The 18,337-nt window shown below is 70.4% G+C and carries 14 protein-coding genes and 1 pseudogene; 8 read left to right on the top strand and 7 right to left on the bottom strand.

From position 1 onward, the window contains the following. Positions 1-39 precede the first annotated feature (39 nt). The 6 genes and pseudogenes from gyrB to dnaA form a co-directional block, all read right to left on the bottom strand. Positions 40-1,977, bottom strand: a complete 1,938-nt coding sequence (gyrB, locus tag ACYVGT_RS21240) for a DNA topoisomerase (ATP-hydrolyzing) subunit B (protein ID WP_460861241.1) — start codon at positions 1,975-1,977, stop codon at positions 40-42. 791 nt (positions 1,978-2,768) lie between these two features. Further along, on the bottom strand, positions 2,769-3,269 hold the full coding sequence (locus ACYVGT_RS21235) for a DciA family protein (RefSeq protein WP_460861239.1): 501 nt from the start codon (positions 3,267-3,269) through the stop codon (positions 2,769-2,771). Between the two features lie 101 nt (positions 3,270-3,370). Beyond that, positions 3,371-4,501 (bottom strand): annotated as a pseudogene (recF, locus tag ACYVGT_RS21230) (DNA replication/repair protein RecF); the annotation flags it as partial. 266 nt (positions 4,502-4,767) lie between these two features. After that, positions 4,768-5,673: a phosphogluconate dehydrogenase (NAD(+)-dependent, decarboxylating) gene (gene gnd, locus ACYVGT_RS21225; protein ID WP_460861236.1), complete on the bottom strand. Its 906-nt coding sequence runs from the start codon at positions 5,671-5,673 to the stop codon at positions 4,768-4,770. A gap of 141 nt (positions 5,674-5,814) precedes the next feature. After that, positions 5,815-6,954 (bottom strand): DNA polymerase III subunit beta, encoded by a 1,140-nt coding sequence (gene dnaN / locus ACYVGT_RS21220; RefSeq protein ID WP_460861296.1) that lies wholly within the window; start codon positions 6,952-6,954, stop codon positions 5,815-5,817. Positions 6,955-7,744: 790 nt separating this feature from the next. After that, a complete protein-coding gene (dnaA, locus tag ACYVGT_RS21215; RefSeq protein WP_460861234.1) occupies positions 7,745-9,826 on the bottom strand; it encodes a chromosomal replication initiator protein DnaA in 2,082 nt (693 codons plus the stop codon). Positions 9,827-10,747: 921 nt separating this feature from the next. Here dnaA and rpmH point away from each other — a divergent pair. From rpmH to ACYVGT_RS21175, 8 genes are all read left to right on the top strand, one after another. Beyond that, positions 10,748-10,891 carry a 50S ribosomal protein L34 gene (gene rpmH / locus ACYVGT_RS21210; RefSeq protein WP_460861233.1) on the top strand — a complete coding sequence of 48 codons (144 nt, stop codon included), beginning with the start codon at positions 10,748-10,750 and terminating at the stop codon, positions 10,889-10,891. A gap of 88 nt (positions 10,892-10,979) precedes the next feature. Then, positions 10,980-11,414 carry a ribonuclease P protein component gene (rnpA, locus tag ACYVGT_RS21205; protein ID WP_460861232.1) on the top strand — a complete coding sequence of 145 codons (435 nt, stop codon included), beginning with the start codon at positions 10,980-10,982 and terminating at the stop codon, positions 11,412-11,414. Next, the gene (gene yidD, locus ACYVGT_RS21200) at positions 11,411-11,737 is read left to right on the top strand and encodes a membrane protein insertion efficiency factor YidD (RefSeq protein WP_460861230.1); all 327 of its coding nucleotides are present in this window, start codon (positions 11,411-11,413) and stop codon (positions 11,735-11,737) included. Before rnpA ends, yidD begins: the two co-directional genes overlap by 4 nt. 26 nt (positions 11,738-11,763) lie before the next feature. Beyond that, positions 11,764-12,732, top strand: a complete 969-nt coding sequence (gene yidC / locus ACYVGT_RS21195; protein WP_460861228.1) for a membrane protein insertase YidC — start codon at positions 11,764-11,766, stop codon at positions 12,730-12,732. A gap of 98 nt (positions 12,733-12,830) precedes the next feature. After that, positions 12,831-13,370: a Jag family protein gene (locus tag ACYVGT_RS21190; RefSeq protein WP_460861227.1), complete on the top strand. Its 540-nt coding sequence runs from the start codon at positions 12,831-12,833 to the stop codon at positions 13,368-13,370. A gap of 721 nt (positions 13,371-14,091) precedes the next feature. Beyond that, entirely contained in the window at positions 14,092-14,799 is a 708-nt protein-coding gene (rsmG, locus tag ACYVGT_RS21185; RefSeq protein ID WP_460861294.1) for a 16S rRNA (guanine(527)-N(7))-methyltransferase RsmG, read from the top strand. 254 nt (positions 14,800-15,053) lie between these two features. Then, entirely contained in the window at positions 15,054-16,025 is a 972-nt protein-coding gene (locus tag ACYVGT_RS21180; protein ID WP_460861292.1) for a ParA family protein, read from the top strand. Between the two features lie 85 nt (positions 16,026-16,110). Continuing rightward, positions 16,111-17,064 (top strand): ParB/RepB/Spo0J family partition protein, encoded by a 954-nt coding sequence (locus ACYVGT_RS21175; RefSeq protein ID WP_460861225.1) that lies wholly within the window; start codon positions 16,111-16,113, stop codon positions 17,062-17,064. Between the two features lie 902 nt (positions 17,065-17,966). On the opposite strand, the gene trxA is transcribed toward ACYVGT_RS21175, so the two are convergent. After that, positions 17,967-18,290: a thioredoxin gene (gene trxA, locus ACYVGT_RS21170; protein WP_460861223.1), complete on the bottom strand. Its 324-nt coding sequence runs from the start codon at positions 18,288-18,290 to the stop codon at positions 17,967-17,969. Between the last annotated feature and the right edge of the window lie 47 nt (positions 18,291-18,337).

Raw genomic sequence — 18,337 nt, 5'->3', positions numbered from 1 at the left:
TCGGCTCCGGTCCGCGCGGGGCCGGGGTCGGCACCGGGGTCAGATGTCCAGGAACCGCACGTCGCGGGCGTTGCGCTGGATGAAGGAGCGCCGGGATTCGACGTCCTCGCCCATGAGCACGCTGAACAGCTCGTCGGCCTGTGCGGCGTCGTCCAGGGTCACCTGCATGAGCAGCCGGTTCGCGGGGTCCATCGTGGTCTCCCAGAGCTCGTCGGCGTTCATCTCGCCGAGGCCCTTGAACCGCTGCACGAAGTCGCGGGGGCGCGGGTCGCGCTTGCCGGCGGCGATGCCGCGCTCGATCGCCTCGTCGCGCTCCCGGTCGGAGAAGACGTAGTCGGCGTCGCTGCCGCGGGTGTCCCACTTGATCTTGTACAGCGGCGGCATCGCCAGGTAGACGTGGCCGGCCTCGACGAGGGGCTTCATGAACCGGAAGAGCAGCGTCAGCAGCAGGGTCCGGATGTGCTGGCCGTCGACGTCGGCGTCCGCCATCAGGATGATCTTGTGGTACCGCAGCTTGGTGATGTCGAAGTCGTCGTGGATCCCCGTGCCCAGGGCGGTGATGATCGCCTGGACCTCGTTGTTCTTGAGGATCCGGTCGATGCGGGCCTTCTCCACGTTGAGGATTTTGCCGCGGATCGGCAGGATCGCCTGGTAGAGCGGATCGCGCCCGCCCTTGGCGGAACCGCCGGCCGAGTCTCCCTCGACGATGTAGACCTCGGACTTCTCCGGCTCCGTCGACTGGCAGTCGGAGAGCTTGCCCGGCAGGGACGTGGACTCCAGCAGCGTCTTGCGCCGGGTCAGGTCGCGCGCCTGGCGGGCGGCGATGCGCGCCCGCGCCGCCTGGCTCGCCTTGGTGACGATGTCCTTGGCCTCGCCGGGGTTGCGCTCGAACCAGTCGCGCAGGTGCTCGTTGGCGACCCGCTGCACGAACGACTTCGCCTCGGTGTTGCCCAGCTTGGTCTTGGTCTGCCCCTCGAACTGGGGGTCGGCCAGCTTCACCGAGATGATCGCGGTGAGGCCCTCCCGGACGTCGTCCCCGGTGAGGTTGTCGTCCTTCTCGCGCAGCAGCCGCTGCTCGCGCGCGTAGCGGTTCACCACCGTGGTCAGCGCGGAGCGGAAGCCCTCCTCGTGCGTGCCGCCCTCCGCCGTGTTGATGGTGTTGGCGAAGGTGTGCACCGACGACGTGAAGGACTGGTTCCACTGCATCGCGATCTCGACCGCGATGCCCTCGCCCTCCTCCTCGAAGTCGATGACCGAGACGTGCGAGGGCTCCTTCTTGGCGTTGATGTGCCGGACGAAGTCGACCAGGCCGTCCTTGTAGTGGTACGTCTGCACCACCGGGCCGTCGGGGGTGAACTCCGGCCGCTCGTCCCGCAGGGTGATGGACAGCCCCTTGTTCAGGAACGCCATCTCCTGCTGGCGGCGGGCCAGCGTCTCGAAGCTGTAGGTGGTGGTCTCGAAGATGCCCGGGTCCGCCCAGAAGGTGATCCGGGTGCCCGTCTCCGAGGTCTCCTCGCCCTTGGCGATGTCGCCGGTCGGGCGGGTCATCTCGTAGTCCTGGCGCCACACGTGGCCGTCCCTGCGGACCTCGGCCTCGAGCCGGGTCGACAGCGCGTTGACGACGGAGACGCCGACGCCGTGCAGGCCGCCGGAGACCGCGTAGGACTTGCTGTCGAACTTGCCGCCCGCGTGCAGCGTGGAAAGCACGAGCTCCAGCGCCGGGCGCTTCTCCACCGGGTGGAGGTCGACGGGGATGCCGCGGCCGTTGTCGTCGACGCGCACACCGCCGTCGGCGAGGAGCGTCACCTCGATGGCGTCGGCGTAGCCCGCCATGGCCTCGTCGACCGAGTTGTCCACGACCTCGGATACGAGGTGGTGCAAGCCCCGCTCACCGGTGGATCCGATGTACATGCCGGGGCGTTTACGGACCGCCTCGAGTCCTTCCAGAACCGTGATAGATCGAGCATCGTAGGCCAAGTGGGTACACCCTCCTGCTGGGGGACGCCTCCCACCGGCGGCCGCGCCCGGGAAGCGGGGAGGGCGGCCGGCAGCGTCAGCACCGTTATGCGCGGGCCGACTCGGGGGCCGTCCCGACCGCTTGGCGCTCCACCGACCGGACCCCGTTCACGGCCGTGGTCCCGCCACCCGTCACTGGGGGGCCGTACCGGCGAAAGCGTCCGAAGAACCGCTCCCATGATACCGCGCGCGCGGCGCGAAGGTGGCATTGGCGGCGCTGTGCCGCCCGACAGCGGGCTAACAGACCGGCCGATGACTCCCTACACGCGCCCCGGCGCCGCGTCATGTCCGCGCGTGATTCAGGCGCGTCCGGCGCCCATCGGCGGGTGTGCCGGGCGGCACCGGAATCCGAATCGGCTCCGGGGCCCACCGCACCACCGACCGCGAGGGTCCCCCTACGGTGCGGATTCATCGGGGGTTCATCCGTCCGCCACCGGCCGGAGCTGCGCAGACGCTGCCGCGGTCGCGCTGCGGGCCCTTCCCCGCGGTGCTACCGCAGAGCCGTTCCACCACCGCGCGTTCGGGTGCCGCCGCCGGCCGCGGCGGAGACCGGTGCCCGAGCGGTCTGGCACGGGGCCGGCTCCCGCAGCTGCCCGGGACGACCCCTCGACGCGACTGTGCGACCGGTTCCGGACGGCGCGACGGCCGTTCCGTTCCGCGCCGCGTACCGATGCGCCCGCTCCCGCGGGAACGGGTCCCCGGCAGCCGCCGCGCGCCCGGAGCCGACCGGCGGCCGCGGCGGAGCTCCCGGGTCAGCGGGCCCGCAACCGCCCGGTTGAGCGTCCGCGGCCCGGCCCGCGGACGGTGATGGTCTGGACGGCGCCGTGCCCCAGCTCCTCGTTGATCCGGCGCAGCAGGTCGCGGACCATCGCCCGGGCATGCGCTGCCATGGTGGCGGAGTCGGCCGCGACGACCAGCTCGCCGCCCTCGAAGGAGACCGGCTGCAGGTGCTGGGCGTTGAAGTCGCCCACGATCTCGTTCCACCGGCCGAACAGGCCGCCCACGGCCACCTCGTCCTGCCAGCCGTGCTCGATCAGCCAGGCGCGCACTGCGTCGCCGAACATTTGCGGATCGCGGCGGGACCGGACTCGGGCTCCGGAGCGCCGCCGGGGTGCGGCGCGGCCCGTTCCGCCGCGTTCCCGCGCCGCCGCCCGGGCCCGGGCCAGTTCCTGGCGGGCCAGCTCGGCACCAGACGGCACCGGACCGTCACCGGCCTCCGGTCCGCCCGCGGCAGCGTTCGCGTCGTCGGTCATGCCTCGCCCTCCCCGCCGGCACCACTGCCGGAAGCGGCATCAGAGGTCTCGGCCTCCCGGCCGAAGCCACCGTCGGGGTCGGAGTCGGGAAACGGCTCGCCCTCTCCGGCGACCGCTCCGGTGCGCACCCGGAAGCGGGCGCCGCGCAGCTCCTCGGGCACGTCGTCGGCGACCGCAGCGCTCACCAGGACCTGTTCGGCGTGCCGGACGTGGTCGGCTAGGCGGCGGCGGCGCTCCGCGTCGAGCTCGGAGAAGACGTCGTCGAGCAGGAGTACCGGGTCGTCGCCGTCGGCGCGCAGCAGCTCGAACGCAGACAGGCGCAGAGCGAGCGCATAGGACCAGCATTCGCCCTGGCTCGCATAGCCCTTGGCGGGCAACCCGTCCAGTTCGAGCAGGAGTTCGTCCCGGTGCGGGCCGACCAGGCTGACGCCGCGCGCCAGCTCCTGATGGCGGGCCTCCTCCATGGCCGAGCGCATCCCGGCGGCGATGCGGTCCCGGTCCTCCGTGTCGGGCACCGGCCCGTCGGGATCGGCCGAATTGCGGTACCGCAGCACCGTGGCGGCGCTGCCGGCGGTGAGTTCTCCGTAGGCCTTGGCGACGAGCGGCTGCAGCTCGGCGACGAGCGCCAGCCGTGCCGCGAGCAGTTCGGCGCCGGCCTCGGCCAGGTGGTCGTTCCACACGTCCAGCGTCGACAGGTCGACTTCCTGGCGCTTGAGGTAGCGGGCCGACGCCGACTTCAGCAGTGCGTTGCGCTGCTTGAGCACGCGGTCGTAGTCAGAGCGGACGCCGGCCAGCCGCGGCGTGCGGGTGACGAGCAGGTCATCGAGGAAGCGCCGGCGGTCGCCGGGGTCGCCCTTGACGAGTGCCAGGTCTTCCGGCGCGAAGAGGACGGTGCGGAGGATGCCCAGTGCCTCACGGGGGCGAGTGGCGGCGGCGCGGTTCAGCCGGGCCCGGTTGGCCCGCCCGGGGTTGATCTCCAGCTCGATGACGGCCCGCTGCTCACCGCGCACCACGGCGCACCGGACGATGGCGCGCTCGGCCCCGCGCCGCACCAGCGGCGTGTCCGAAGAGACGCGATGGCTGCCCTGCGTGGCGACGTACCCGATCGCCTCGATGAGGTTGGTCTTGCCCTGCCCGTTGGGGCCGAGGAACGTACTGATCCCCGGCTCGAGTTCAAGGTGGGCCTGGGGGTAGGAGCGGAAGTCGGCCAGCTGCAGATGCGATACGTACACGGCTCGTCCTCTCCGTCCCTGGGCTCTCTGCGCCGGCTGCTCCGCCTCGGCCGCCCCTGCGCAGCCGCGCCGTGCTCGGTCCCGCCGGCGGCGGGTTTCACGTGAAACCCGCCCCGCGCCAGGGGAGGGAGCCCGCTTCGCAGCCTGCCAGCGGGGTGGCGCCGGACCTCCCGCGCCACCCCGCATCGGGCACGGCGTGTCTGCATCGGCGCTGCCCCGAAACCGGTCCCGCAGAGACCTCCGGGCCGGGCGCCGGACCGGATGCGTCAGCTGCGCGGGGTGCGCGCCGGGTCGTCGGTGGTGCGGGTGACGGCGTGGCCGCCGAACTGGTTGCGCAGCGCCGCGATCACCTTCATCGCCGGGCTGTCCTCCTGCCGGGAGGCGAACCGGGCGTAGAGGGCGGCGGTGATGGCCGGCGCGGGCACGGCGTGGTCGACGGCGGCCTGCACGGTCCACCGCCCCTCGCCGGAGTCCTGGGCGTAGCCGCGCAGCTGGTCGAGGTTGGGGTCCTCTTCGAGCGCGCGGCTGAGCAGGTCCAGCAGCCAGGAGCGGACCACAGTGCCTTCCCGCCAGCTCTCGAACGTGCCCGGCACGTCGTCGACGATGTCGGAGGCGGCCATCAGCTCGAATCCCTCGGCAAACGCCTGCATCATGCCGTATTCGATGCCGTTGTGGACCATCTTCACGAAATGCCCGGCACCGACGCCGCCGGCGTGCACGTAACCGCCGCCGTCATCCGGGGTGAGCGCGTCGAACACCGGCTTGACCCGCTCGACGTCGGCCGGCGCCCCGCCGACCATGATGCCGTAGCCGTTCTGCCGCCCCCAGACGCCGCCGCTGACGCCGGCGTCGAGATAGCGGATGCCCTTCTCCTTGAGGCCGTCCGCGTTCTTGCGGTCCTGGACGTAGTGGGAGTTGCCGCCCTCCACGATCAGGTCGCCGGACTCGAGCAGCTCCGCCAGCGAGGCGATCACCCCGAGGGTCGGGTCGCCCGCGGGGACCATCAGCCAGACCGTGCGCGGGGGCTCCAGCGCCTGCACCAGGTCCGCGAGGCTGTCGACGTCGCGCTCGGCGGGGTTGAAGTCGAAGCCGACGACCTCGTGCCCCTTGTCGCGCAGCCGGGCGGCCATGTTGCCGCCCATCTTGCCCAAGCCGACCAGGCCCAGTTTCATTCTGCTTCTCCCCCTAGAAATGGTCACTCGGCACCCGCGCCGCCCGGGGTTCCGCGGCGGCCGCGGAACCGGTGGCGCACCGTGCGTGCAGCAGCCGCGCCTGCCGGACGTGTGCGGCGGGTCCCGTGCTGCGGATCATGCTCAGCCGGACAGCCGCACCGGCATGATCAGGTAGCGGTAGTCGGATCCGGCGGTGTCGTCGGCGGGCTTACCGGAGATGATGGCCGGCTTGGTGGACGTGGTGAACTGCAGCCGGGCGATGTCGGAGTCGACGGCGCCGAGCCCGTCCAGCAGGAACCCGGAGTTGAACGCGATCTGGATCTCGTCGCCCTCCAGGGAGGCGTCCAGGACCTCGACGGCCTGCGCCTCGTCGCCGGTGCCGGCCTCCAGCACGACCCGGCCCTCGCTGAAGGCCAGGCGCAGCGGGGTGTTCCGCTCGGCGACGAGCGAAACGCGCTTGACGGCCTCGATGAACTCCGACTTCTGCACCTCGGCGAGGGAGTTGAACGAATCCGGCAGCAGCGCCCGGTACTTGGGGAACTCGCCGTCCAGCAGCCGGGTGGTGGTGCGGCGGCCGCCGCCCTCGAAGCCGATCATGCCGTCGCCGTCCTCGCCGTTGGCGAGCGCGATGGAGACCTCCGCGCCGGAGGTGAGCGACTTGGCGGTGTCTGCGAGCGTCTTCGCGGGCACGAGGGCCACCGCGGACAGCTCGGGGTTCTCCGGCTTCCACTCGAGCTCGCGCACCGCGAGGCGGTACCGGTCGGTGGAGGCGAGGGTGACGGTGCCGCCCTCGATCTCGACCCGGACGCCGGTCAGCATCGGCAGCGTGTCGTCGCGGCCGGCGGCGACGGCCACCTGGCTCACCGCGGAGGCGAAGACGTCGGAGCCGATGGTGCCCGTGGGGCCGGGCATGTCCGGCAGGGTGGGGTAGTCCTCCACAGGCAGTGTGAGGAGTGTGAACGTGGCACTCCCGCAGGAGACCACGACCTTGGCGCCGTCGGTGCTGATCTCCACAGTCTGTGGAGGGAGGTTCCGGGTGATCTCGGCGAGCAGGCGCCCGGAGACCAGCGTGGTGCCGGGCTCTTCCACATCGATGTCGACCGAGACCTGGGCGGAGACCTCGTAATCGAAGGCCGAGAGCCGCAGGCGCGCGGAACCGCCGGTCTCCTCGGCGCTGAGCAGCATCCCTGCGAGCACCGGCACCGACGGCCGTGCGGGCAGGCTGCGCGCCGTCCAGGCGACGGCGTCGGCGAGCACATCGCGTTCGACCCGGAACTTCACGATCCGACTCACTCTCTTCGCAGGGGTCCTGGGACTCGCAGCCCCGTGTACGTCTGGGCCCGGCTTCGGGGGGTCTGGCCGACCGCGCGGGGCCCGGGGCCGGGAGCCGGAGGCGGGCTGCGGGCGGCGGAGCGTGCCGCGGGCTCTTGAGGTGGTCCCCACGGTACCCGCATTCACCCGGAGCCGCTGCCTGCCACACCTGATCCACGAGCAGCGGCGCACCGGTCAGGCCACGGCCGGAAGCGCTCCGGAGCGGTCATCCACAGAATCGGGCCCAACCTGTTTTCGAAGCAGAATGAGCTCTCTTAGGGGGAGCAGTAATAGTAGGGGCTGTGGATACTGTGGATAAGGGTCCTTCCCCCAGGTCAAGACCTCTTTTTTATCCACCGCGCTTGTGGGTATCGGGTGTGGAGAACCGCGGGTGCCTGTGGAGGCCGGAAGAGCGTGCACAGGTTGTCCCCCGGTTATCCACCGCCCGTCCACCGGTTGTCCCCAGTTTTCCCACAGGCGGTCCACCGGGGCTCAGGACCCCGCGGCGGGCTCCGTCAACAGGAAGGCGCCGTTCATCCTCAGGTTGCCCACAGGAAAACGGAGTTGTCCTCAGGGTTGTCCACCGGATATCCACAGATTTTGCGGCTCCCCTGGGGATAACCCGACGTTGCGGGAGCGCCGGACGGAGAAAAAAATCGGTCCGGCGTCGCCAATGGCCGGGTCCGGTCGGGAATCGCCGGGCCCGTGCACCCGCGCCGAATCTGTGCACATGCGGTGGACAGCGGTGCGGGACGGCGGGTCAGCCGTTGCGGGACTCCTGCTTGATCCGGTTGGTGAGTTCGGTGACCTGGTTGTAGATCGACCGCCGCTCCGCCATCAGCGACCGGATCTTCCGGTCGGCGTGCATCACCGTGGTGTGGTCGCGCCCGCCGAACTGCTGGCCGATCTTGGGCAGGGACAGGTCGGTCAGCTCACGGCAGAGGTACATGGCGATCTGCCGGGCGGTGACCAGGACCCGGGAGCGCGAGGTGCCGCACAGGTCCTCGGTGGTGAGACCGAAGTAGGACGCGGTCTGCGCCATGATCGCCGACGCGGTGATCTCCGGGCCCTCGTCGTCGGGGATGAGGTCCTTCAGCACGATCCCGGTGAGGTGCAGGTCGACCGACTGCCGGTTGAGGCTGGCGAACGCGGTCACCCGGATCAGCGCGCCCTCGAGCTCGCGGATGTTCGTGGAGATCTTGCTGGCGATGAACTCCAGCACCTCCGGGGGAGCGGCAAGCCCCTCCTGGGCGGCCTTCTTGCGGAGGATCGCGATGCGCGTCTCCAGCTCGGGCGGCTGGACGTCGGTGATGAGCCCCCACTCGAACCGGTTGCGCAGCCGGTCCTCCAGCGTGACCAGCTGCTTCGGCGGCCGGTCGCTGGAGATGACGATCTGCTTGTTGGAGTTGTGGAGCGTGTTGAAGGTGTGGAAGAACTCCTCCTGCGTCTGCTCCTTGTTCTCCAGGAACTGGATGTCGTCCACCAGCAGCACGTCGATGTCCCGGTAGCGGCGCCGGAACCCGTCGGCCTTGCCGTCGCGGATGGAGTTGATGAACTCGTTGGTGAACTCCTCTGAGCTCACGTACCGGACGCGCGCGCCGTCGTAGAGGCGCTGCGAGTAGTGGCCGATGGCGTGCAGCAGGTGCGTCTTGCCCAGACCGGAGCCGCCGTAGATGAACAGCGGGTTGTACGCCTTGGCCGGCGCCTCGGCGACAGCGACCGCCGCCGCGTGTGCGAACCGGTTGCTCGACCCGATGACGAAGGTGTCGAAGGTGTACTTCGGATTGAGCCGGGCCGGCTCGGCGGAGGTGTGCGGCTGGTTGCCGCCCTCGGTGTCGGGCGCGCTGGGCACGGGAGGCGGGGGCACCGGGCCGGGCCGGTCCTCGGCTCCGCCGGCCGGACCGGGCGGCGGAAACTCCTCGTGCGCGGGCGGAGCCCCGGGCCCGCCGTCCACAGGGCTGGGGGAGTGGTCGCCGGAGCGCTCGGGGGCAGCGGCGCTCTCCCAGCGGTTCGGAGCATCCCACCGCTCCCACGACGGGCGGTCCCAGCTGCTCTGCTCCCATGCCGGCTCGCGCTGCGGCGGCTCGACGGCGGCCGGGGCGGCGTAGTCGGCCCGGCCGCCCTGGCGCGGCTGATCCCAGACCGGCTGCTGCACCCCGCTGTCGGGGACGCCGGCCTGGCCGGCACTGTGGTGCTGGTGCTGGTCCCACTGCGTCGGCCATGCCTGCTCCTGCCGCGGGTGGGTGTCCCACGGGGCAGCGGAGGATTCCCCGCGGTATTCGTCCGGTGCGTCACCGCGCGGGGCGGACGGGCTGTGCGGAGCAGGGGGGTCGCTGGGGAAGAGCGGAGCGGCGTGCCGCGGCCCGCTGTCGCCGGCGCCGGGGTAGGGCGGAGCGGCGGCCTGCGGCTGGGCGGACGGGGCGCCCGGGTAGGGGTCGCCGGTCCCGTAGGAGCCCTGGTCCTGCGGGGGCTCCTGCGGGTAGGGGGCCGCGGGATAGGGCGGGGTTCCCGGCGGCGGGCTCTGCGGGCCCGACTGGGGATAGCCGGGTGCCGAGGGCGGGGGCGGGGGCGGCTGGACCGCCGCGGGGTCGACGGTGACCGCGACCCGGATCTCCCGGCCGAGCTCCGCGGAGAGCGCACGGCTGATGCTGTCCCGCAGGCGCGTCTCCAGGATCTCCTTGGCGAAGTCGTTCGGGGCCGCGAGCAGCGCGGTGTCCTCGATCAGCCCGAGCGGTCGGGTCTGCGGGAGCCACGCGCGCTGATGCGGGGGCAGCACGGTGTTGTCCAGGCTGTCGAGCACGCTGGCCCACACGGACGCGAGGTTCACCTGGGCGTCAGACACGGTGCCCTGCCATGGTCGGTCCCCTTCTCCCTGCTCGCGGGTCGGTCGGCTCCGGCGCTGCGGAGCCGGCGGAAATGCGGCGGATGCGGTCTCGGTCGAGCGGCCTGCTGCCGGGGCGCGGACGGGGCAGCAGGCGCCGGCGTGCTGCCGCCGTTCTGTGGATGACTCGGCTGATCCTGTGGATGTCCTGTGTACACCGGGCATCCGGGAGAACGGGTGCCCGGCGCTGTGCACACCGGACGGTTTCCCCAGGGAATCAGGGATGTCCACAGGTTGTGCACCGGTTCGTGCACAGCCTGTCACAGGATGCAGTCAATCCCTGGGTTATCCACAATTCGCAGATCGCAGGCTATGGATACCCGGCAGTGCCGGGCGATTAGCCCGTTCTGCACCCTGCTCTGCCCCGCGTTCTCCCCAGCCCGGCACCGTTCCACGTTATCCACAGCCTAGAGGAGAATGTTCGCCCGTCCCCACTGTGGATGACGCGATTTCCACAGACCGCAGATACTGTGGACAACAGTCCCGGATGCCTCCCGCGCAGCCGGTCAGGACGCAGTCGTGGCGTACCCCTGTGGACAACCTGTGGGGACGCCCGCGCGGCGCCTTGATCCGCATCCCGCGTGGGCGGGCTCACCCGCGAGCGGCGATCGGCCCAGGTCGCGACGGCTCGGCGCGGGCTGGGCCGATTTGACCGCCGCCGGGACGCGCCGTATCTTCTTTATGCTTACGTCGCGATCTCTCTGCGCGCCTTCGCCCGGACTCCACAGACGGTGGAATCCGCGTGCGTGGCGCCGGTAGGTGCGGCACGAGCGGGCGATGTTCCCCAGTACCGGGCGTCCCCCGCGACGTTGACGAGCAGGAACATCGAGCGGTCCGACGGGGGCCGCGTCGAGCACTTTTCGAGAAGCCCCTGGAGTAGCAGTGAGCAAGCGTACGTTCCAGCCGAACAACCGGCGCCGTGCCAAGGTCCACGGTTTCCGGCTGCGCATGCGGACTCGCGCCGGCCGCGCGATCATCGCCAACCGCCGCAAGAAGGGCCGCGCCGCGCTGACCGTGAGTCACTGACCACGGCGCAGCCCCTGAGCCAGGACCGGTCTGCCCGCTCGGCGGCCGGTCTTCTTCGTGTGTTCTAGGACCAAGTAGGACCCATCCCATGTTGTCCTCGCCCAACCGCATGCGGCGCAGCGCCGAGTTCGGCCTCGTCATGCGCACCGGTCGCCGGGCCGGCCGCGAAGGGCTGGGCGTGGTCCTGATCGCCGGAGACCGGCCCGCGGCGGCGGATGCCGCGCCGCGGGTCGGCTTCATCGTCAGCAAGGCCGTAGGCAACGCGGTCGTCCGCAAGCGTGTCCAGCGCCGACTCCGCCACCTGATGCGGGATCGGGTTGCTGATCTGCCTCCGGGTAGCCTGCTGGTAGTGCGCGCCAAGCCACTGGCCGCGCATCTTGCATACGACACGCTGGCCACCCAGCTCGATGGCGCACTCGCAGCAGCCCGCCGCCCCAGAACCGGCGCCCCGCGCAGGGGCCGGGGCAGAGGTGCGGGCGCTCCGGGCCCGGCGGCCGGCGGCGGACCTATGGCGGACCGATGACGCACGACCGACCGAACACGCTGGCGCGGGCCCTCATCCTGCCCATTCGGGGCTACCAGAGGTTCATCAGCCCGCTGTTCCCGCCGGTCTGCCGCTTCTACCCCTCGTGTAGTGCCTACGCCGTAGAAGCACTGCAGGTCCACGGACCGCTCCGAGGGCTGTGGCTGGGGATCGCCCGGATCGCCCGATGCCACCCGTTCCACCCAGGTGGGCTGGATCCCGTTCCGCCGCGCGGCGGACGCGACAACCAGGCCGAGGACTCGAGCGCCGGCGGCGCGGACGGTACCGGCGGTACCCCCGACCCCGGCCCCGCGCACTCGTAGCCGAACCGAAGCAAGAGGAGTGGCCGGTGCTGGACTGGCTTTACAACATCGTCGGGTGGGTGCTGATCCGCATCCACTCCGGCCTGAGCTTCCTGGGTCTCGACCCGGACGGGGGCTGGGCCTGGGGGCTGTCGATCGTCTTTCTGACGTTCCTCCTGCGCCTGATCATGGTGCCGCTGTTCGTCAAGCAGATGAACACGCAGCGCAAGATGCAGGACATGCAGCCCAAGCTGAAGAAGCTGCAGGAGCGCTACAAGAACGACAAGCAGCGCCAGCAGCAAGAGATGATGAAGCTGTACCAGGAGAACGGCGCCAACCCCATCATGGGGTGCCTGCCGCTCCTGCTGCAGATGCCCGTCTTCTTCGCTCTCTTCAGCGTGCTGCGCTCGGTCGCTCAGGGCAACGCCCAGTACGGCTTCACCGCGGAGCTCGCGGAGAGCGCACGGGGGGCACTGGTCTTCCACGTGCCGATCGCGGCCCAGTTCACCAGCTCTCCGGAGGAGCTCCAGGCGTTCGGGTCGAACCCGACCATCGCCAAGGCCGTCATCATCGTCGCCTGCATCATCATGGCCACCACGACGTTCCTCACCATGCGGCAGAGCATGAAGCGCACGTCGAACCAGATGCCCGACAACCCGATGGCGCAGTCGCAGAAGATCATGGTCTACATGGCGCCGGCGTTCGGTCTCTTCGGCCTGGGGATGCCGCTTGGCGTGCTGATCTACTGGGTCACCAACAACCTGTGGACCATGGGGCAGCAGACGCTCATCTACCGCCGCTACCCGGCCCCCGGCAGCGATGCGGAGGCGGAGCAGGCCGCCAAGAAGGGCGGTTCGAACAGCCCGAAGGGCGGCGCGTCGAACGGTTCTGCAAAGGGCATGCTCGGCAAGCGCAAGGAGTCCGCGCCAGAGCCGGTCGAACAGCCTAAGATCGAACGCAAGCAGCCGAAGAAGCAGTCCCGGGCCAAGCGTGCCGGTGGCAGCTCCAACAAGTGAGTGATCGGCAGAGGTGTCGGCGGCACGGCGGTGTGCAGGCGGAAGGCCCCGGAGGCGCACCGGCCGCAGGGGAGCGGACGTGAAGGAGACAGCGCACTGTGAGTAACGGCAAGACCGAGGTCGCCGAAGAGGCCGGTGGAGGCGTCGCCGTCGCGGACGCCCCGGCGCCCGAAACCGACGTCGAAGCCCTGGAGAACGAAGGCGATATCGCCGCGGACTACATCGAGGGCTTGCTCGATATCGCCGACTTCGACGGCGATATCGACATGGACGTCGAGGGGGACCGGGCGCTGGTATCGGTCGTCGGGGACACCCTGGACGAGCTCGTCGGTGACGAGGGCGAGGTTCTCGAGGCGCTCCAAGAGCTCACCCGGCTCGCTGTGCACCGCGCCACTGGCGAGCGCAGTCGACTGATGCTCGACATCGGCGGATTCCGGGAGGGGCGCCGAAAGGCGCTCACCCGGGTGGGAAGTGACGCCGCCGCGGAGGTGAAGAGCTCCGGGGAGTCGAAGGCACTGGAGCCGATGACGCCGTTCGAGCGCAAGGTCGTGCACGACGCGGTTGCGGCCGCCGGACTGGTCAGCGAATCCGACGGTGAAGAGCCGTACCGCTACGTCGTGGTGCGTCCGGCCGAGTAGCGGGCCGCGGCCCCGCGCCGCTGCAGAACAGGACAGAACGGCACGCTCACGGTGCCGCAGAGAAGCGCAACGGGCGCTCCCGGTCCATCGGGAGCGCCCGTTGCGCTTCTCGTCTCCCATCCGTGTTTCACGTGAAACCCGGCGACGAGTGGATCCCGTTTATCATCAGAGGGGCGCTCCGGCGTGCCGGCCGCGGCAGTGCCCGTGAGACGGTGAGTACCGTGCCTGCGGCCGTTCCGGCCATTCCGCGGCTGTGGCGCCGTCAATCGGGAGGCTGTCTGATGCGGCTAGCCGATCGGGCCGTTCGGTGGGCGTCTCTGGATGTTCACGCGTGGGACGCTCCCCTCTCGGCGGTGCCCGGCGCCGAGTGCCGCCCCCGTGTCCCTTCCGGTCGCTGTGGCGTTCTGTCGACAGAGTGATAGGGCGCCTGAGTGATTCGTCGGCAGAGCGCTTTGCCGCTGGAGCGTGGAAGAGATGTGGTGGCGCCCGCTGGCACGGGGATGGCGGGTGCGCGGACAGAGTCGTCTGCCGACTCGCTCGCGCGGCCGGACAAGCATCCGCTGAGCGTTGCCCGCGGCGTCATGGTCGCGCGGGCGAGGTCGCGATGTCGACATGGGGATGGATCGCTGAGTGGCTACGTCGCTGAGAGGTGCGGGGCTTTTGGAGCGGATTGCCCTGCGGGCGGTGGACGACCAACGACGGAGAGACCAAGGTGGTGACGATGACCTCGGGTGCTGATCGGAGCGTGGAGCCCCCGGAGGAGGCGGTCGCACTGTTCGGTGAGCGCCTTCCCGTAGCGGAGCGCTTTGTCGACCTGCTCGCCGATGCCGGGGTGGAACGCGGACTGATCGGACCGCGCGAAGTGCCGCGGCTCTGGGAGCGGCACATCCTCAACTGCGCCGTGGTGGAGGAGGTGATTCCCCAGGGCGCCCAGGTGGTCGACATCGGGTCGGGAGCGGGGCTTCCGGGGATCGTACTCGGCATTCTCCGCCCCGACCTGACCGTGATCCTGCTGGAGCCGCTGCTGCGCCGTACGGTCTTTCTCTCTGAAGCGGTCGAGCTCCTGGAGCTCCCCAACGTGCGCGTCCTCCGGGGGCGAGCCGAGGAGCAGAAGACCCTGGAAGCCGACATGGTGACTGCCCGGGCTGTCGCCCCGTTGACACGTCTGGCCGGGTGGGCACTCCCGCTGCTACGGAAGGGAGGGTCGCTGCTCGCGCTCAAGGGAGAGCAGGCAGAGAGCGAACTCGCCGACTCCCGCTCGGATTTGTCGAAACAACGCCCAAGCGTCGCCGATGTGATTCGAGTGGGGAGCGGTAAGGTCGATCCCGCTACCACGGTCGTTCGCGTCACGGTGACGTCTGAGATCGATCGCGCCGCCCCGTCTTCTTCGCGACGGAGCGGAAGAAAAAAGCGCGGACGGAAGAGGTGAACTCATTCGTGCCCGAGAACCCTGGCGGCGACGGAGTCTCTGTTTCACGTGAAACGTGGACCACGCCGCAGACCCCCACACTCGATTCGCCGTTCGTTGCGGCGACTGACCCAGCCCCGGGTGGACCGAGTCCGGAGGCGCAGAATCCTAGCGCCCAGGCTCCGCTGACACAGGCGCCGGGCGCCGTGTCCCACGGGGCGGTTTCACGTGAAACAGCGGCGGGCAGCACGGCGGGCAGTTTTGCCCAGAACGCGATGGCAGGTGCGGCAGCCCCGGATTCGCACCAAGCCGTTCCCGACTATGCCGGCGGAGTCCGCGGCACTGTGGACAGTGGCCGCGAAGGCGACGACGGAGTCCCGGACACGCCCATTGCCCGCGCGGCCCGCGCGGCGATGTCGGTACGCGGCTACCGCGAGGACCGCTGGCCGCGTCCGGGAGAGTGCCGGATCATCAGCGTCGCCAATCAGAAGGGCGGCGTCGGCAAGACCACGACGACGGTGAACATCGCCGCCTCGCTCGCGATGCACGGCAACCGCGTCCTCGTGGTCGACCTCGACCCGCAGGGGAACGCGTCTACCGCGCTCGGGGCCGAGCGAAGCGGGAATTCCGGGTCGATCTACCACTGCCTTGTGGAAGACGCGCCGCTGAAGGATCTGGCTCAGCCCGTCCCGGACATCGAGGGCCTCTGGTGCGTACCGGCGACGATCGATCTGGCCGGGGCCGAGATCGAGCTGGTCTCGCTGGTGGCGCGGGAATCGCGGCTGAAGAGGGCCTTTGCGGCCTACGACAGCGGCGAACTCGACTACATCTTCATTGACTGCCCGCCGTCGCTCGGGTTGCTGACCGTGAACGCGATGGTCGCCTGCGATGAGGTCCTGATCCCGATCCAGTGCGAGTATTACGCTCTGGAGGGGCTCGGGCAGCTGCTGCGCAACGTGGATCTGGTGAAATCGCACCTGAATCCGTCGCTCGCCATCTCAACGATCCTGCTGACCATGTACGACGGTCGCACGCGGCTCGCCTCCCAAGTTGCCGACGAGGTCCGGCAGCACTTCGGGGACCTCGTCCTGAAGACACTGGTGCCGCGCAGCGTGCGTGTGTCGGAGGCGCCGAGCTATGGGCAGTCCGTCATGACCTATGACCCCGGGTCGACCGGCGCCGTCGCCTACATGGAGGCGGCACGGGAGATGGCCTACCAGGCCGAGACGGGCGCCGCAGTCGGATAACCGGGCCGCCCGGGTCGGGCGGGCCCTCGCACGGGGCGGTCCCACCCACGGGGCGGCTCCTCATCGGGACAGGAAGGAGACGCCGGTGAGTCAGCAGCGGCGCGGCCTGGGGAAGGGCCTTGGAGCCCTTATCCCCCAGGGACCGGTGGCTACGGAGGCCGATCCGGGCTCGGGTGCCACCCAGGTGGGCGGCAGTCAAGCGGGGGGCGGTGGTTCAGCCGCACCGGAAGCAGTGGACGGCGCGTATCTGGAGGAGATCGCGGTCGGTTCGGTCACCCCGAACCCGCGCCAGCCGCGGCAGCACTTCGACGATGAGGCGCTGGAAGAGCTCCGGGCCTCGATCGCCGAGGTCGGTCTCCTCCAGCCGATCGTCGTGCGCAAGCTGGGACCCGAGCGCTACGAGCTCATCATGGGCGAGCGGCGGTGGCGGGCGAGCAAGGAGGTCGGCCTCAGCCGGATCCCGGCGATCGTGCGGGAGACCGGGGATGACGAGCTCCTGCGCGACGCCCTCCTGGAGAACCTGCACCGGCAGCAGCTCAACCCGCTCGAAGAGGCGGCGGCCTATCAGCAGCTCCTCGACGACTTCGGCGCCACGCACGAGGAGCTCGCGCAGCGCATCGGGCGCTCGCGCCCGCACATCACCAACACGCTCCGGCTGCTGAACCTGTCGCCGGCCGTCCAGCGCCGCGTCGCCGCGTCGGTGATCAGCGCGGGGCATGCGCGGGCCCTGCTGTCGGTGGAGGACTCGGCCGCGCAGGACCGGCTGGCCCGGCGGATCGTCGAAGAGGGCCTCTCCGTTCGGGCGCTCGAGGAGATCATCACCCTCGGCGAGATGGGCGACGAGGCTCCGGCCCCGCGCAAGCGCGCTGCGAAGCAGGCCGACCCCGAGATCGAAGAGCTGGCGACGCGGCTCTCCGACCGTCTGGACACCCGCGTCAAGGTCAACATGGGCCGGAACAAGGGCAAGATCGTGGTCGAGTTCGCCACCCAGGAGGACCTGCAGCGCATCATCGCGGCGATGGCACCCGACCGAGTCTGACAAGTCCTCGCTGCCGCGCAGCGATGTCCACACGTCGCGGTGTCGGTACGCCGACACCGCGACGTGTCGACATAGCGCGGAAGCGATTGGACGCTGAAGCACCCCCGGCTATGGTCCGCGCGGCAAGCCGAATCCCGCTCCGCGCCCGGCTTCCGCCGCTCGTCCACCTGTCTCCCCGGCGGCGCACACGCTTCGCGCCGGTGCGTGAAGGGTGAGCGAACCGCGCGCCGGGGACGGCGCTGCGCCGCCCGGGACGTCTGATCCGGCATGCCCGTCCTGCGGCAGAACCTCTGTGAGACGTCCCCCTGATCGCCGCTGCGGACCGCGGAGCGGCTCGGTGTACATGCCTGGAAGCCCTCGCCTCCGCGGGGCGTGAGCGGCGCCGTAGGGCGCGGAGGCGCCCGGAGGGCGTGCCCGGGGGAGTGCTGCCCCTGGCTGTGCGTCGTCCTGATGCGCAGAGGCACATCTCGCTTGCCGCCGCGCGGAAACGCACTCCGCCGCGGCTCGCGAGCAACGCCACCCGGCAGACTCGCGCCGCCCTGGGAAGCGCCGCTCCGGTGCCGTGTTCCACGTGAAACATCGCGCTGCGAATGGTCGCTGCTCCGCGTCGGTTTCACGTGAAACGGAGCGCTCGTGCCGGAGGGTCGAAGCCTGCGTGCGCACACCAGGCAATCGTGCCCGCCGTTGCGCCTTGCCGAGGTCGGGGTCCGGCGCGGCTGTCCGGGGAAGGCGGGACGCACGGTCGCCACCCACCGGCGGGGGTGGCGCCGCTGTCCGGGCGCGGAGCCCGGGACACGGCAGAGGGGCCCGGCCGATCGGCCGGGCCCCTCTGCGGAGGAACTCAGGGCGGCGCCGCGCCTGTCGGGAGCCCACCTCCCCGCGGCGCTCTCCCGGAGCGCTCCTTACAGGAACTCGCCGAGGTCCTTGAGCAGGGCACGCTTGGGCTTGGCGCCCATGATCTGCTTCACGACCTCGCCGTCCTTGAAGACATTCATCGTCGGAATCTGCATGATCCCGTAGTCCCGCGTGGTGTTCGGCTGCTGGTCGATGTTGAGCTTGACGATCTCGATCTTCTCGCTGTACTCGGCCGCGATCTCCTCCAGGATCGGAGCGACCTGGCGGCACGGGGCGCACCACTCGGCCCAGAAGTCCACCAGGACCGGCTTGTCGTTCTTGAGGACGTCGGCCTCGAAGGTCGCGTCGGTGACCTGCTTGAGGTTGGCCACGGGGTTCACTCCTCGGGATGGGTGCGATGCTGCGGGCTGGTCGGCCC

Source organism: Nocardiopsis coralliicola (assembly GCF_054779695.1).
The sequence above is the reverse complement of the archived record's forward strand: the minus strand, read 5'-3'. Positions and strand labels throughout refer to the sequence as shown.